General features: G+C 70.4%; 16 protein-coding genes. 12 read left to right on the plus strand and 4 right to left on the minus strand.

Translation table 11 applies throughout. The features are described from left to right. Positions 1-8: 8 nt before the first annotated feature. Positions 9-1,493: a carboxylesterase/lipase family protein gene (locus FK530_RS19675; protein ID WP_146488677.1), complete on the minus strand. Its 1,485-nt coding sequence runs from the start codon at positions 1,491-1,493 to the stop codon at positions 9-11. A gap of 94 nt (positions 1,494-1,587) precedes the next feature. Here FK530_RS19675 and FK530_RS19680 point away from each other — a divergent pair, with 94 nt between their 5' ends. The 10 genes from FK530_RS19680 to FK530_RS19725 all read left to right on the plus strand — a co-directional run bounded on the left by FK530_RS19680 (position 1,588) and on the right by FK530_RS19725 (position 10,289). After that, on the plus strand, positions 1,588-2,184 hold the full coding sequence (locus tag FK530_RS19680) for a TetR/AcrR family transcriptional regulator (RefSeq protein ID WP_146488678.1): 597 nt from the start codon (positions 1,588-1,590) through the stop codon (positions 2,182-2,184). A gap of 91 nt (positions 2,185-2,275) precedes the next feature. Next, positions 2,276-3,814 carry an alanine/glycine:cation symporter family protein gene (locus FK530_RS19685; protein WP_146488679.1) on the plus strand — a complete coding sequence of 513 codons (1,539 nt, stop codon included), beginning with the start codon at positions 2,276-2,278 and terminating at the stop codon, positions 3,812-3,814. A 264-nt stretch (positions 3,815-4,078) separates the two neighbouring features. Next, positions 4,079-4,924, plus strand: a complete 846-nt coding sequence (gene rpsB / locus FK530_RS19690) for a 30S ribosomal protein S2 (protein WP_146488680.1) — start codon at positions 4,079-4,081, stop codon at positions 4,922-4,924. Between the two features lie 47 nt (positions 4,925-4,971). Then, a complete protein-coding gene (gene tsf, locus FK530_RS19695; RefSeq protein ID WP_146488681.1) occupies positions 4,972-5,796 on the plus strand; it encodes a translation elongation factor Ts in 825 nt (274 codons plus the stop codon). A gap of 118 nt (positions 5,797-5,914) precedes the next feature. After that, positions 5,915-6,310 (plus strand): VOC family protein, encoded by a 396-nt coding sequence (locus FK530_RS19700; RefSeq protein ID WP_146488682.1) that lies wholly within the window; start codon positions 5,915-5,917, stop codon positions 6,308-6,310. Continuing rightward, positions 6,307-7,068, plus strand: a complete 762-nt coding sequence (locus FK530_RS19705; protein ID WP_231706719.1) for a helix-turn-helix domain-containing protein — start codon at positions 6,307-6,309, stop codon at positions 7,066-7,068. Before FK530_RS19700 ends, FK530_RS19705 begins: the two co-directional genes overlap by 4 nt. A gap of 10 nt (positions 7,069-7,078) precedes the next feature. Further along, complete coding sequence (locus FK530_RS19710) at positions 7,079-8,002, plus strand: SGNH/GDSL hydrolase family protein (protein WP_146488684.1); 924 nt, start codon at positions 7,079-7,081, stop codon at positions 8,000-8,002. A 1-nt stretch (position 8,003) separates the two neighbouring features. Further along, on the plus strand, positions 8,004-8,774 hold the full coding sequence (gene pyrH / locus FK530_RS19715) for a UMP kinase (RefSeq protein WP_146488685.1): 771 nt from the start codon (positions 8,004-8,006) through the stop codon (positions 8,772-8,774). Between the two features lie 46 nt (positions 8,775-8,820). Beyond that, positions 8,821-9,378: a ribosome recycling factor gene (frr, locus tag FK530_RS19720; protein ID WP_126198995.1), complete on the plus strand. Its 558-nt coding sequence runs from the start codon at positions 8,821-8,823 to the stop codon at positions 9,376-9,378. Positions 9,379-9,380: 2 nt separating this feature from the next. Continuing rightward, positions 9,381-10,289: a phosphatidate cytidylyltransferase gene (locus tag FK530_RS19725; RefSeq protein ID WP_191834126.1), complete on the plus strand. Its 909-nt coding sequence runs from the start codon at positions 9,381-9,383 to the stop codon at positions 10,287-10,289. A 14-nt stretch (positions 10,290-10,303) separates the two neighbouring features. Here FK530_RS19725 and FK530_RS19730 read toward each other — a convergent pair whose 3' ends face one another. After that, on the minus strand, positions 10,304-11,563 hold the full coding sequence (locus FK530_RS19730) for an MFS transporter (RefSeq protein WP_146488686.1): 1,260 nt from the start codon (positions 11,561-11,563) through the stop codon (positions 10,304-10,306). A gap of 82 nt (positions 11,564-11,645) precedes the next feature. Next, positions 11,646-12,089 carry a LapA family protein gene (locus FK530_RS19735; protein WP_146488687.1) on the minus strand — a complete coding sequence of 148 codons (444 nt, stop codon included), beginning with the start codon at positions 12,087-12,089 and terminating at the stop codon, positions 11,646-11,648. A 103-nt stretch (positions 12,090-12,192) separates the two neighbouring features. Between FK530_RS19735 and rlmN the strand changes: the two genes are divergently transcribed. Beyond that, on the plus strand, positions 12,193-13,305 hold the full coding sequence (gene rlmN / locus FK530_RS19740) for a dual-specificity RNA methyltransferase RlmN (RefSeq protein WP_146488688.1): 1,113 nt from the start codon (positions 12,193-12,195) through the stop codon (positions 13,303-13,305). Between the two features lies 1 nt (position 13,306). Here the strand turns inward: rlmN and FK530_RS19745 are convergent, their stop codons facing one another. Next, positions 13,307-13,570: a DUF2631 domain-containing protein gene (locus FK530_RS19745; protein WP_146488689.1), complete on the minus strand. Its 264-nt coding sequence runs from the start codon at positions 13,568-13,570 to the stop codon at positions 13,307-13,309. Positions 13,571-13,691: 121 nt separating this feature from the next. Here FK530_RS19745 and FK530_RS19750 point away from each other — a divergent pair, with 121 nt between their 5' ends. Further along, positions 13,692-14,009 (plus strand): DUF952 domain-containing protein, encoded by a 318-nt coding sequence (locus FK530_RS19750; RefSeq protein WP_146488690.1) that lies wholly within the window; start codon positions 13,692-13,694, stop codon positions 14,007-14,009. Positions 14,010-14,018: the final 9 nt, after the last annotated feature.

Consider the following 14,018-nt stretch of genomic DNA (forward strand, 5'->3'; position numbering starts at 1 on the left):
CCGGGCCGTCAGTGCGACGGGACGGGCGCGAAGGGCGCGGGCGGACGGCCGTGCCACAGTCGGCGCGAGGGCTCCTCCGGGTACGGCGCCGTCGTCGACGGGACGTCGAGGAGCCGCGTGCTCCGGCGTTCGGCGTCGAAGCGCGACCAGCCCGGATCGCCGGTGGTGCAGAACCGGACCCATGCGCCGAGCAGTTCGTCCGACAAGGCGCGCACCGCGGGCGCGGGATCGTCGCCGAAGAACATGCGTCCCGTCGGGCAGTCCGGCGTCCCGAAGGCGAGCGGGACGTCGATGCTGTGGCAGGCGCCGTACACGTCGGTCTCCCAGCGGATCTCGAACAGGTACGTGGCGCCGCCGGCCGCGGTGTTGGCCTCCGCGAGCAGCACCGTCGGCATCCGGAAGGTGGCATCGGAGGAGACGATCTCCATCAACTGTTCCGCGGTCGCGTCCGGGTACGCGGCGCGGTAGTCGGCGGGGTCGCCGGGGGCGAAGGCCTCCAGCGCCCTGGCCGCGTCCTCGTCGGTGAAGGTGCCGCGGACGCCCATCATGACGCTGAACAGGCGGAACTCGTCGCGCATGTGTCCGGCGAGCAGGTCGATGCCCGCGGCGTTCCCGTCGGTCAATGCCTGCCACGGGGTCTGCGGCAGCAGGTCCCCGTCGATGATCGGGCAGACGACGATCCCCAGCTGGGAGAGGCGGCCCCACCGCTGACGGTGGGACGGCGCGTCCACGCAGAGAGCCGTCACCTCTTCGGCCAGCCGCTGCGGCGCCACCTCGGCGAAGCCGGCCGCGGTCGGTGCGACGCCGAGGCGCTCCGCGAGCGCGGCGGTGACCTCCGCCGCCAGCGCCGGGGTGATGTGCAGGCCGGGGACCGAGTGCGTGATGGCCCTGCGGAACAGTGAGCGGGCGGAGGATATCGCGAGCAGTGCGGCGACCGAGCCCGCGCCGCCGGACGTGCCGGCGACCGTCACCGCATCCGGATCGCCGCCGAACGCGGCGATGTTCCGGCGGACCCACTCGAGCGCGGCGATCTGGTCGAGCAGGCCCCGGTTCGACGGTGCGCCGTCGAGCAGGGCGAAGCCCTCCGCGCCCATCCGGCACTGGACGCCCACGACCACGAGGCCCTCGGTCGCGAGAGCGGTCGGGTCGAACATGGGATCCGCCGCCGTCCCCGCCATGTAACCGCCGCAGCAGATCCACACCAGGACGGGCAACCCCGATCGTCCTGGATCCGGGGTGCACACGTTCACGGTGAGCCAGTTCGCGTCGTCCGACGCCTCCGCCTTCGGTCCGGGCCCGGATTGCGGCGGCGGGGGACCGAAGTCGATCGCCGGCCGAACGCCGTCCCAGTGGGGGACGGGCTCCGGGGCGGCGAAGCGGAGCGGCCCCACGGGCGGCTGCGCGTAGGGGATTCCCCGGAAGACGGTGGTGCCCTCGACCCGCACGCCTCCGACGACGCCCTCGGCCGTCGTGACCCTCGATCGCTCCTGCATGTCGGCTCCCTTCACCTGCGGCGTGTCTCCCGCCCCGACGTTATCAGCCAGCTGTATTATTGCAAGTGTATTGGAAAGATCGAGAGGGATTGCCGTGCCGAAACAGGTTGATCACCGGGAGCGTCGCGAGGAGATCGCCCGTGCCCTCTGGCGGGTGGTGGACGCCTCGGGCGTCCTCAAGCTGAGCCTGCGCGAGGTCGCCAAGGAAGCGGGGATGTCGCACGGCCAGCTGCAGCACTACTTCGCGTCCCGGCAGGAGCTGCTCGGCTTCGCCATGGACTTCGCGGCCGAGCGGACCGGTGCGCGCGTCGCGCAGGCGCTGGCCGATCTGGGGCCCGATCCGCATCCGCGCGACGTCCTGCGGCTGACGCTCGTCGAGATGCTGCCGTTCCACGAGGACGCCCGTGTCACGAGCCGCATGAACGCCGCGTACGTCCTCGAGGCGCTGCACGACGAGGCGCTGCGGGACCGCGTCGGAGGCGGGATGCGGCAGGGTCGCGCGCAGGTGGAGGTGCTCATCCGGCAGGCGATCACGGACGGGCGCATCGCGGCCGGCCGTGCGCCGTCGACCGAAACGGACCGTGTGCTCGCGCTCACCGGCTTGACACCGCTGCTGGAGCTGCGGGTGATCGAGCCGGCCGACGCCCTCGCCGCGATCGACCGGCATCTCGACGACCTCTTCGCGCGGTGATCACGCGGCAGTTTTGCGATCGTATTACGTGTTCGTGACGGATGATCGCCGATCCGCTCCACGGTCATGGGGCGGCCTTTAAGGTTGCTCCATGTCCGACCTGCTGGCGACCCTGAACGAGTACGTGTGGAGTAAGGGGCTGATCTACCTCTGCCTGGGGGTGGGGATCTACTTCAGCGTCCGCTCCCGGCTGGTGCAGGTGCGGCAGATCCCGGCGATGCTGGGGCAGTTGAAGAAGGGTGAGAGCTCGGATTCGGGGGTCAGCTCCTTCCAGGCCCTCGCCATGTCGCTGGCGGGGCGCGTGGGCACCGGCAACATCGCCGGCGTCGCCACCGCCATCGCCTTCGGCGGCCCGGGCGCGGTGCTGTGGATGTGGGTCATGGCCTTCCTCGGCGCCTCGACCTCCTACGTGGAGTGCACGCTCGGGCAGATCTACAAGGAGCGCGACAAACTCACCGGCGAGTACCGCGGCGGACCCGCCTACTACTTCCGCCGGGCCTTCGCCCACGGTAAGTACGCAGTGGTCGGCAACGTGTACGGCATGCTCTTCGCCGCGGTCACCGTGCTGGCCTGCGGCCTGCTGATGCCGATGGTGCAGGCGAACTCGATGGCCGTCGCCATGGAGGGTGCCTGGGGGATCGAGCCCTGGATCGTCGCCCTCGGCACCGTTATCGTGCTGGCCTTCGTGATCATCGGCGGCGTGAAGCGGATCGCGACCTTCGCCTCGATCGTGGTGCCCTTCATGGCGGTCCTCTACATTTTGGCGGCCCTGATCATCATGGCCTTCAACGCCGGAGCTATCCCCGGCGTCCTCGAGCTGATCGTCCGCGAGGCCTTCGACCTCTCGGCCGGCTTCGGCGCGCTCGTCGGCACCGCCGTCATGTGGGGCGTCAAGCGCGGCGTCTACTCCAATGAGGCCGGGCAGGGCACTGGCCCGCACGCCGCCGCGGCCGCCGAGGTCAGCCACCCCGCGAAGCAGGGGCTCGCGCAGGCCTTCGCCGTGTACGTCGACACGCTGTTCGTCTGCTCAGCCACCGCGTTCATCATCCTCAGCACCGGTGCCTACCGCGTCTTCGAGGGAGACTCCGCGTCCGGCCGTGTGCTCGCCGACGGCGGCGCGCTCGTCGGCGACCCCGAAGTCGGGCCGGCGTACGCACAGCAGGGTTTCGACACCGTCTTCAACGGCTCCGGAGCCAGCTTCATCGCGATCTCACTGGCCTTCTTCTGCTTCACGACGATCGTCGCCTACTACTACATGGCCGAGACCAACCTCCGGTTCATCCTGGGCCGCGCGGCCACCGCGATCGTGCCCGTCCTCAGCGCCCCGCTCGGCCGTATCCTCACGATGCTGCTGCAGATGCTGATCCTGGCCTCGGTGGCGATCGGCGCGGTGTCCACCGCGAAGGACGCCTGGGCGATGGGTGACCTCGGGGTCGGGCTCATGGCGTGGCTCAACATCATCGGCATCCTGGTGCTGCAGAACGCGGCCTTCGCGGCCCTGCGCGATTTCGAGCGGCAGCAGAAGCTGGGCATCGACCCGCAGTTCGACCCGACGCCGCTGGGCATCGTCAACGCCACCTTCTGGGAGGAGCGCGCGGCCTCGCGCCGCGCCGACCCCGTCGACGCCTAGTCGGCTCGGCACCGTCGACCTGCGGTGACGGTGCGATTTCGCAGGTCGGCGCCGCGGGCGTACACTTGCCCTTGCGCTCCGTCCGGATGGCGGAGTGACTACGCGTGTTCCCCAGCGCCCATGGCGTGCCGTACAGCGCGGTCTCCTTCCCGAAGGAGTGCAGTGCGGCGGAACACCAGGACACCGCGCATCGCCTCTCGTCCGCCGACCAGCGGAAACGAGGGTCGTCGCGGCGTGTACAACTGCAACTACGAAAGAGGCATCATGGCTGTCGTCACCATGAAGCAGCTGCTGGACAGCGGCGCGCACTTCGGTCACCAGACTCGTCGGTGGAACCCGAAGATGAAGCGTTTCATCTTCACCGACCGCAACGGCATCTACATCATCGATCTGCAGCAGACGCTGACCTACATCGACAAGGCCTACGAGTTCGTCAAGGAGACCGTCGCCCACGGTGGCACCGTTCTCTTCGTCGGCACCAAGAAGCAGGCCCAGGAGTCGATCGCCGAAGAGGCCACCCGCGTCGGCATGCCCTACGTGAACCAGCGCTGGCTGGGCGGCATGCTCACCAACTTCCAGACGGTCCACAAGCGTCTTCAGCGCATGAAGGAGCTGGAGACCATGGAGCAGACCGGTGGCTTCGAGGGTCGCACCAAGAAGGAAATCCTCATGCTCACGCGTGAGAAGAACAAGCTCGAGCGCACCCTCGGCGGCATCCGCGACATGGCCAAGGTCCCCTCGGCCATCTGGGTCGTGGACACCAACAAGGAGCACATCGCCGTGGGCGAGGCCCGCAAGCTGGGTATCCCGGTCATCGCGATCCTCGACACCAACTGCGATCCCGATCTCGTCGACTACCCGATCCCGGGCAACGACGACGCGATCCGCTCCGCCGCTCTGCTGACCAAGGTCGTGGCTTCGGCTGTGGCCGAGGGCGTGCAGGCCCGCGCTGGCGTCGCCACCGGCGATGCCAAGCCCGAGGCCGGCGCCGGCGAGCCCCTCGCCGAGTGGGAGCAGGAGCTGCTGGAGTCCGCCACCGTCGCTGCCGAGGCCCCCGCGGCCGAGGCCGTCGCGACCGAGGCGCCCGCCACCGAGACCCCGGAAGCCTGATCGTTTCCGGTCGCACGACCTTCCCTTCTTAGATAGGAGCCGCATACATGGCGAACTACACCGCCGCTGACGTCAAGCGTCTCCGCGACCTCACCGGGTCGGGGATGATGGACTGCAAGAACGCGCTCACCGAGACCGACGGCGATTTCGACAAGGCCGTCGAGGTGCTGCGCATCAAGGGTGCGAAGGACGTCGGCAAGCGCGCCGGCCGTTCGACCGCCGAGGGCCTCGTGGCCGCCAAGGACGGCGTGCTCATCGAGCTCAACTCCGAGACCGACTTCGTTGCGAAGAACGAGGAGTTCCAGCAGCTCGCCGACGCGATCGTCGCCGCCGCTGCCGCGTCGGACGCCGCGACCGTCGAGGCCGTGCTCGAGCTGCCGCTCGAGGGCGAGACCGTCGCGTCGCGCATCGAGGCCGCATCGGCCAAGCTGGGCGAGAAGCTCGTGCTGCGCCGCATCGCGCGCTACGACGGCCCCGTCGCCGTCTACCTCCACAAGCGCAGCTCGGACCTGCCGCCCGCCGTGGGCGTGCTGGTCTCGTTCTCGGGCGAGGGCGACGCCGCTGCCGAGGCCGCTCGCGGCGCCGGCATGCAGGTCGCCGCGCTCAAGGCGAAGTACGCCAGCCGGGACGAGGTTCCGGCCGACGTCATCGAGAACGAGCGTCGCATCGCCGAGGAGACCGCGCGTGCCGAGGGCAAGCCGGAGCAGGCGCTGTCGAAGATCGTCGAGGGCAAGACCGTGGCCTACTACAAGGACACCGTCCTCCCGGATCAGCCGTCGGTGACCGACAACAAGAAGTCCGTCCAGCAGGTGCTGGACGAGGCCGGCGTGAAGGTTCTCGCCTTCACCCGCTTCGAGGTCGGCCAGGAGTAGTCCTCCCGTCCCGCGCACGAGGCCCGCACCGATGAAGTCGGTGCGGGCCTCGTCGTCTCTGCGCCCGCGTGCGGATTTCTTCAAGCCCCCCGCGCCGTCGGCTGCCAGTCTTGAAGGCATGAACACGACACGCACCGACACGAACATCTGGCCCGGACTCACCTACGACGACGCGCTGGCCGCGCGGGAATGGCTGCGCAGGATCGGCTTCGACGAGGGCATCCTCGTCGAGGGCGACGGGGAGGGCGAGGTCGTCCACTCCGAGATGCTCTGGCCCGACGGCGGTCGGGTCATGGTCCATTCCACCTGCAAGCAGGACGCCACCTTCTCCACGCCCACCGGCAGCGGCAGCGTCTACGTGGTCGTCACCGACCCCGACGCCGTGTACGTCCGCGCCACCGAGCTCGGCGCCCGCCTGGTGCGCGACATGGCGGAGGAGGACTATGGGTCCAAGGGATTCTCCGTCGCCGACCCGGAGGGCAACACGTGGAGTTTCGGTACCTACGCGGGGTGACGGCGCCCGGGATCGCCCGGACCGCCGCCTACGAGATCACCGGCACGATCCCGGGGACCCACCTCGCCGTCCCCTCGCCGACGCTCACGATGATCATCGACCTCGGGCACGGCCTGGATCTGACGGGGCCGGGCCTGCCCGGGCGCACCACCTTCCGGCTGTGCATCTCGGGCATGCATCCGACGCCCTATCTGGTGCACCACGACGGGCTGCAGCGCGGCGTCCAGGTGGACATCAGGCCGAGCCTCGTCCGTGCCCTCACCGGAGCCCCCGCGGCCGAGCTCGGGGGCGAGGCCGTCGAACTCGACGCCCTCCGGCCCGGGCTCGCCGCCGAGCTCCACGGCCGCGTCGCGGCGGCGCCCGTCGCCGAGCGCGAGGCCGTCGCGGCCGCCGTCCTGGCCCGGAGCGCGACGTCCGGCCGCGAGGTGCAGCCCGACGCCGCGGCGGCGTGGGCCCACCTCGCGGCGCATCAGGGGCGGGTCACGGTGGCCGACCTGGTCGAGCGGTCCGGCTGGTCGGCCCGGTACCTGGCGATGAAGTTCACCGCCGAGTTCGGCATGGGGATCAAACAGGCGGCGCGGCTCATGCGCTTCGACGCCGCGCGCCGCGCACTCGAGGCGGGGGAGAGCGCCGCCGATGTCGCCGCCCGTACGGGCTACGCCGACCAGGCGCACCTGAGCCGCGAGGTCCGCGCCTTCCTGGGGCATTCGCCGTCGGAGTACCTCGCGCGACGCAGGAGCGAGTTCACGCCTGTGTAGTGTCGCCGGGGTGTCCTGGGTCCGGCGTGCGATCGCATTCGTCCTCGTGGCGTGCCTCGTGCTCGCCATCGGGGCGTCGACGGCGATCGGCGGCGGCAGCGGCTACGTCCACCACCAGACCAACGGGGTGAGCTACATCCCCGACCTGCCCGGCGGGGCCCAGTACGTCTCGATGGGCGACAGCTACGCGGCGTCCGGCTCCTACGCCAAGGTGCGGCCGATGGACCTCTGCGCCCGCAACGGCGACGACCTCGGGCACGTCCTGGCGCAGCGGCTCCAGCCCTACTCCTTCACCGACCGCGCCTGCTCGGGCGCGACGCTCGACGACCTGACGCAGCCCTCGCCCAAGCCGAACACCTCCCCGCAGCTGTACGGCGTGGGACCGTTCACCCGGCTCGTGACCGTCATCATCGGCGCGAACTCGCTGGGCTTCGGCAACATCGTCGTGCACTGCCTGGGCGCCCCCGACGACCGCTGCGCCGCCGCGGCCACCCAGGACCTGCCCGGCTCGCAGGGCTGGAACTTCGTGCGCGCGCAGTACGCCGCGACCGTCGACGCCATCAAGAAGGCGGCAGCGCCGGACGTGCGGATCGTGCTGGTCGGCTACCTCCCGCTGTTCCCCCTCGACGGCCCGCCCGACCGTGCCTGCCTCGACCGCGCGGGCATTCCCGAGGAGAACGTCGGACACTGGCGCACCTGGTACCGCAGCGTCGACCGGCTCATCCGCGAGGTGGCGGCGGACCGTCGGGTCATGTACGTCCAGCCGCCGATGAACCGCACCGCGTGCGACTCCGACCCCTACGTGCGGCTCGGCGGGATCAAGCTCCAGGCGCAGGAGCCACAGGCCAACGGATTGCATCCGACGGTGGCCGGACAGCGTGCGTTGGGCAACCTGATCGAGGACCGGCTCCGAGGATCGGCGCCGCCCGCATAGGATGGTCGGCGTGACGGACACGGCCCAGGGACAGCAGACGGATCAGGACACGGAACAACAGGTGCGGCACGGCTACAAGCGCGTGCTGCTCAAGCTGGGCGGGGAGATGTTCGGCGGCGGGGGAGTGGGACTCGACCCCGATGTGGTGACCACGGTGGCGCAGCAGATCGCCGAGGTCGCGCGGAGCGGCCACGAGATCGCGGTGGTCATCGGCGGCGGTAACTTCTTCCGCGGCGCCGAACTGCAGAACCGCGGCATGGACCGCGCCCGCTCGGACTACATGGGCATGCTGGGCACGGTGATGAACTGCCTGGCCCTGCAGGACTTCCTGCAGAAGGAGGGCGTCGATACCCGCGTGCAGACCGCCATCACCATGGGGCAGGTCGCGGAGCCGTATCTTCCGCTGCGGGCGAAGCGCCACCTCGAGAAGGGCCGCGTCGTGATCTTCGGCGCCGGTATGGGCATGCCCTACTTCTCCACCGACACCACCGCCGCGCAGCGCGCCCTCGAGATCGGCGCCGAGGTGGTACTCATGGCGAAGGCCGTCGACGGCGTGTACGACAGCGACCCGCGCACGAACCCCGACGCGAAGCTCTTCGACGAGATCACGCATCGCGCCGCGCTCGAGAAGGGCCTCAAAGTGGCCGACGCGACCGCTTTCAGCCTCTGCATGGACAACAGGATGCCGATGCTGGTGTTCAATCTTCTGGAGGAGGGGAACATCGCCCGCGCCGTCGCGGGGGAGAAGATCGGCACCCTCGTCCGGCCGTGACGCCGGACCGACCCACCCACTCTGTAGTAAAGGACGTGTGACCCAAGTGATCGACGAAACGCTCTTCGACGCCGAGGAGAAGATGGAGAAGGCCGTCTCGGTGGCCCGGGAGGACTTCCAGTCGATCCGCACCGGTCGCGCGAATCCGGCGATGTTCTCCAAGGTGGTCGTGGACTACTACGGCTCGCCGACGCCGATCACCCAGATCAGCTCGATCACCACGCCCGAGGCACGGCTCGTGGTGATCAAGCCCTACGAGGCGAACCAGCTCGGCAACATCGAGACCGCGATCCGCAACTCCGACCTGGGCGTGAACCCCACGAACGACGGCCAGCTGATCCGCGTCGGCATCCCGCAGCTCACCGAGGAGCGCCGCAAGGAGCTGGTGAAGCAGGTCAAGGGGAAGGGCGAGGACGCCAAGGTCTCCATCCGCAACGTGCGCCGCAAGGCCAACGACCAGCTCGCCAAGATCGTCAAGGACGGTGACGCCGGGGAGGACGAGGTGGCCCGCGCCGAGAAGGAGCTCGACAAGACGACGGCCAAGTACGTCGCCCAGATCGAGGACCTCGTGGCGCGCAAGGAAGCCGATCTGATGGAGGTCTAGCCGTGCCGGAAACCCCCGACCCGGTCGGCTCCGACGCTCCGACACCGGGAACACCCGACGCGGATCAGGAGTCCGGGAAGCGCAAGATCAGCGCGGGACGGAACCTCCCCGCCGCGATCGGCGTGGGCGTGAGCCTGGGCGCGCTCATCGTCGCGATCCTCTACTTCGCCCCGCACCTGTGGGTGCCGCTGGTGGCGGCCGCGATGGCCGTCGCCACCTGGGAGGTGGTCAAGCGGTTCCGCGCCGCCGGCACCAACCTGGAGCTGTGGCCGATGCTCATCGGCGGGCAGGCCATCATCTGGCTGAGCTGGCCGCTCGGGACCGAGGGCGTGCTCGCCGCGTTCGTGGCCACCGTGCTCGTCGCCATCGTCTGGCGCCTCCTGGGGCACCAGAGCACCGCGGAGCCCAACTCCTTCACGCGCGACATCTCGACGACGGTGTTCGTGCTCGCCTGGGTGCCGCTGTTCGCGTCCTTCGGCGCCATGCTCGTGCTCCCCGAGGACCGCGGGCCGCAGCGCGTCGCGGCGCTCATCATCCTCGTGGTGTGCTCGGACGTGGGCGGCTACGCCTCGGGCGTGCTGTTCGGCAAGCACCCGATGGTGCCCGCGATCAGCCCCAAGAAGTCCTGGGAGGGCTTCGCGGGGTCGATGGTCGCCGGGGCGGTGGGCGCCGTGCTGGTGCTGAAGTTCCTGCTGGACGTGAACCCCGTCTGGGGCCTGCTCCTGGGGCCGGTCGTCGTGATCACTGCGACGCTCGGCGACCTGCTCGAATCGCAGGTCAAGCGCGACCTGGGGATCAAGGACATGGGCACGCTGCTGCCCGGACACGGCGGCATCATGGATCGCCTGGATTCGCTGCTGCCCAGCGCGGTCGTGGTCTGGGCGGCGCTGACCGCGTTGATGGGGTCCTAGCCGCCCGGTACCCGTCAGCGCCGGCGACGCACGGCTTCCCGCAGGGGCCGCGGCACGATGCCCTCGCGGCGCCGAGCCTTCCGCCGCGTGACGACGACGCCGATCAGGGCGATCGCCCAGAGCGGGTACTGCGCCAGCCACGCGGCACGGAAGCCGTCGAAGGTCAATCCGGCGCCGGAGCCCATGATCGAGCCCATCGCCTGGATGAGCACGAGGCTCGCCAGGAAGCCGCCGATGTTCACCATGCCCTGCGCGGTCCCGAGCACCCGCGTGGTGTTGAACGAGCGGGCGTAGTCGAAGCCGATCGCGGAGCTGGGGCCACCGACGGCGATCACCAGCACCAGCAGCGTGAGCAGCCACACCGGCGAGGGCTCGTCGCGCACCAGCACCGCCGTCCACACCGTCGCGCTGCCGAGGATGATGGCGATGACCATCCAGGACCGGCGCAGCGGGAACCGGCCCGTGAGGTAGCCGATCACCGGCCCGGCGGCGAGCGTCGCCGCCACGCCGAAGCTCACGATGGCGCCCGCCGTCGCGGACGAGAGCCCCTGGCCCAGCGTCAGGTACGGCACGCCCCACATCAGCATGAACGCAGTCACCGAGAACATCGCGCCCATGTGGGTGAAGAAGCCGAGCCGGGTGCCGGGATGCATCCAGGTGGAGCGGAGGATGCCGGGGATGTCGCCGACGCGCACGGTCACGCGCGGCGGAATCCGGTCCGCCGGCGCATCGCGCACCACCACCAGCACCGCCACGGCGGCGACCAGGCCCAGACTCGAGGCGGCGGCGTAGGCCGGCGTCCACCCGGAGGCGTGCAACAGCGCGAGGAACGGTACGGCCGAGAGGATCTGGCCGAGCTGGCCCGTCATGCCCGTCAGTTGCGTCACCAGGGGGATCCGTCGCACGGGGAACCACGCGGGGACCAGGCGCAGTACGGAGACGAAGGTCAGGGCGTCGCCGATGCCGACCGCGACGCGTCCGGCGATCGCGACCGGGAGGGTCTCCGTGAGCGCGAGGGTCATCTGCCCCGCCGCCATGATCAGCGCGCCGGTGAAGACCAGGCGCCGGGAGCCGAAGCGGTCGAGCAGCAGCCCCGCGGGGATCTGCATGCCCGCGTACACCACCAGCTGCAGCACCACGAACGCCGACAGCGTTGCGGGCGCCGCGCCGTACCGCTCACCCGCCTCCGTGCCGGACACGCCGAACGACGTGCGCTGCAGAACGCCGACGACGTAGGCGAGAGTCGCCACCGACCAGACGACCCATGCGCGCATGGGTCCATCGTTCCACCGGCCGCGTTCCACACCTACCGCGGCCCGCCGATGCGCAACGGCCGCGCCGGGCGGCCCGCCCGGATCAGTCCTGCAGCTTCTTCGCCGCGCGGCGCAGCTGCACGATCCGCAGCGCGCCGGCGAGGCCCACCAGCAGCGCCCCGCCGATCGCGGCGATCAACAGCGAGACGCCGAGCGGTAGCGTCGCGGTCCAGAAGATCAGGTTGATCTCGGTGTTCTGCTGGTTCTGCACGATGAAGACGAGCAGGAGCAGCAGCACGACCGCGCCGCCCACGAGGCCGGTCCACAGTGCCGCCGAGCGGGTGTGCTTGACCTGCTCGTAGGCGTCGCGCGTGTCGACCCGCCGCTTCGGCGCTCCGCCGGAGGGGCCTGCCTGCTCGCCCGCGGTCCCCGGTTCGACGGTGTCCCGCTCGGCGGGGAGGTTCGGTGCGTCGGTCCCCTCGGCGTCGGGGAGGGGGATTCCCGCCGCCTCTTCGCGGTCTCGAACGCGGTCTTCGTCCTTGGCCATGGCGCTATCCTGCCACCTCCGGGCGTGCCGCGACGGGGGACGCGCGGTGGCCCGGAGCACGCTGGTCGGCGCCGCGCCGCCGACGTGGGACAATGGAGGAGTTATGAGCACCTCCCTGCCCCTGGTATTCGACGCGCCCAAGCGCGGCAAGCCCCCGCGTCACCTGGCCGACCTCACCGACGACGAGCTGCAGCAGGCCGTCGTCGACCTGGGGCTGCCCAAGTTCCGCGCGAATCAGCTCGCCCGCCACTACTACGGCCGGCTGGAGGCCGACGCGGCCACCATGACGGACCTGCCGGCCGCGGCGCGCGGCTCCGTCGGCGAGGCGCTCCTGCCCGAACTGATGACGCCCGTGCGGCACATCGCCACGGACAGCGGCACCACGCGCAAGACGCTCTGGCGCCTGCACGACGGCACGCTGCTGGAATCCGTGCTCATGCGGTACACCGACCGCGCGACCCTGTGCATCTCGAGCCAGGCGGGGTGCGGCATGGCCTGCCCGTTCTGCGCCACGGGCCAGGGCGGCCTCGACCGCAACCTGTCGACTGCGGAGATCGTCGACCAGGTCCGCAGCGCCGCGAAGGCCATGCAGGACGGGGACGTCGCGGGCGGCCCCGGGCGGCTGTCGAACGTGGTCTTCATGGGCATGGGGGAGCCGCTCGCGAACTACAAGCGGGTGGTGCAGGCCGTGCGCCGGATCACCTCGCCCGCGCCCGAGGGGCTGGGGATCTCGCAGCGCCACGTCACCGTCAGCACCGTGGGGCTCGCGCCCGCCATCCGGAAGCTGGCCGATGAGGGGCTGTCGGTCACGCTGGCCGTCTCGCTGCACACCCCCGACGACGAACTCCGCGACACGCTGGTGCCGGTGAACAACCGGTGGAGCGTGCAGGAGGTGCTGGAGGCCGCGCGGTACTACGCCGACACGACCGGCCGCCGCGTGTCCATCGAGTACGCGCTGATCCGCGACGTGAACGATCAGCCCTGGCGCGCCGACATGCTGGGCGAGAAGCTGCGGAAGAAGCTGGGCCAGTTCGCGCACGTCAACCTGATCCCGCTGAACCCGACACCGGGCAGCGAGTGGGACGCGTCGCCGAAGGACCGGCAGGACGAGTTCGTACGCCGGGTCATCGCGCAGGGCGTGTCGTGCACGGTGCGCGATACCCGGGGCCAGGAGATCGCGGCGGCCTGCGGTCAGCTGGCCGCCGAGGAGAAGTAGCTCAGTACTTCCACTTCTTGCGGCGGGTGCTGATCCAGTTGATCAGGATGATGCCCAGGATGGCGACCGCGAAGCCGACGAGGAAGATGTCCTCGGTCTTGCCCTGGTGGTTGCCGTGCGTCATGAGCAGCAGGAAAGCGGCGAACAGTACGCCGGCGATCCGCGCGGCGTTGGGGGCGATGCCGCTCCAGCCCCAGTCGCGCGACGGGACGTCGGCGACGTCGACCTTCGAAGTGCTCTGACGCTCCAGGTCGGTGGTTGCCACTCGAGTTCTCCTTCATCGCTTCCGCTGAGCACCGGGCCGGGCCCGGGATACGGATGAATCCTATCCCGCTACGACCGTGCGTCGTACGAGGGGCGGGGATTCACTGAGTAGCGTGGCGCGGGTGATCTTCCATCTGGCCCTCGTGACCGACTGGGACGCCGCCCGCGCGGCGGGGGAGTACGCGGTGTCGACGCGCGGCGCGACGCTCGCCGACGTCGGCTTCGTCCACTGCTCCACGGCCGAGCAGTGGCGTGGCGTGCGGGAGCGGTTCTACGCCGACGTCCCCGTCGAGCAGCTCGTCCTCCTGACCGTCGACCCGGCGGGCCTGGACGTGCGCTACGAGCCTCCCGCGCCTGGCGTCGAGGAGCTGTTCCCGCACGTCTACGGTCCGATTCCCGTCTCCGCGGTGGTCGGCGTCGAGGCCGTGTCAGCGCAGTGATCTCGGGGC

The organism is Tsukamurella conjunctivitidis, assembly GCF_007858475.1.
GTDB classification, from domain to species: domain Bacteria; phylum Actinomycetota; class Actinomycetes; order Mycobacteriales; family Mycobacteriaceae; genus Tsukamurella; species Tsukamurella conjunctivitidis.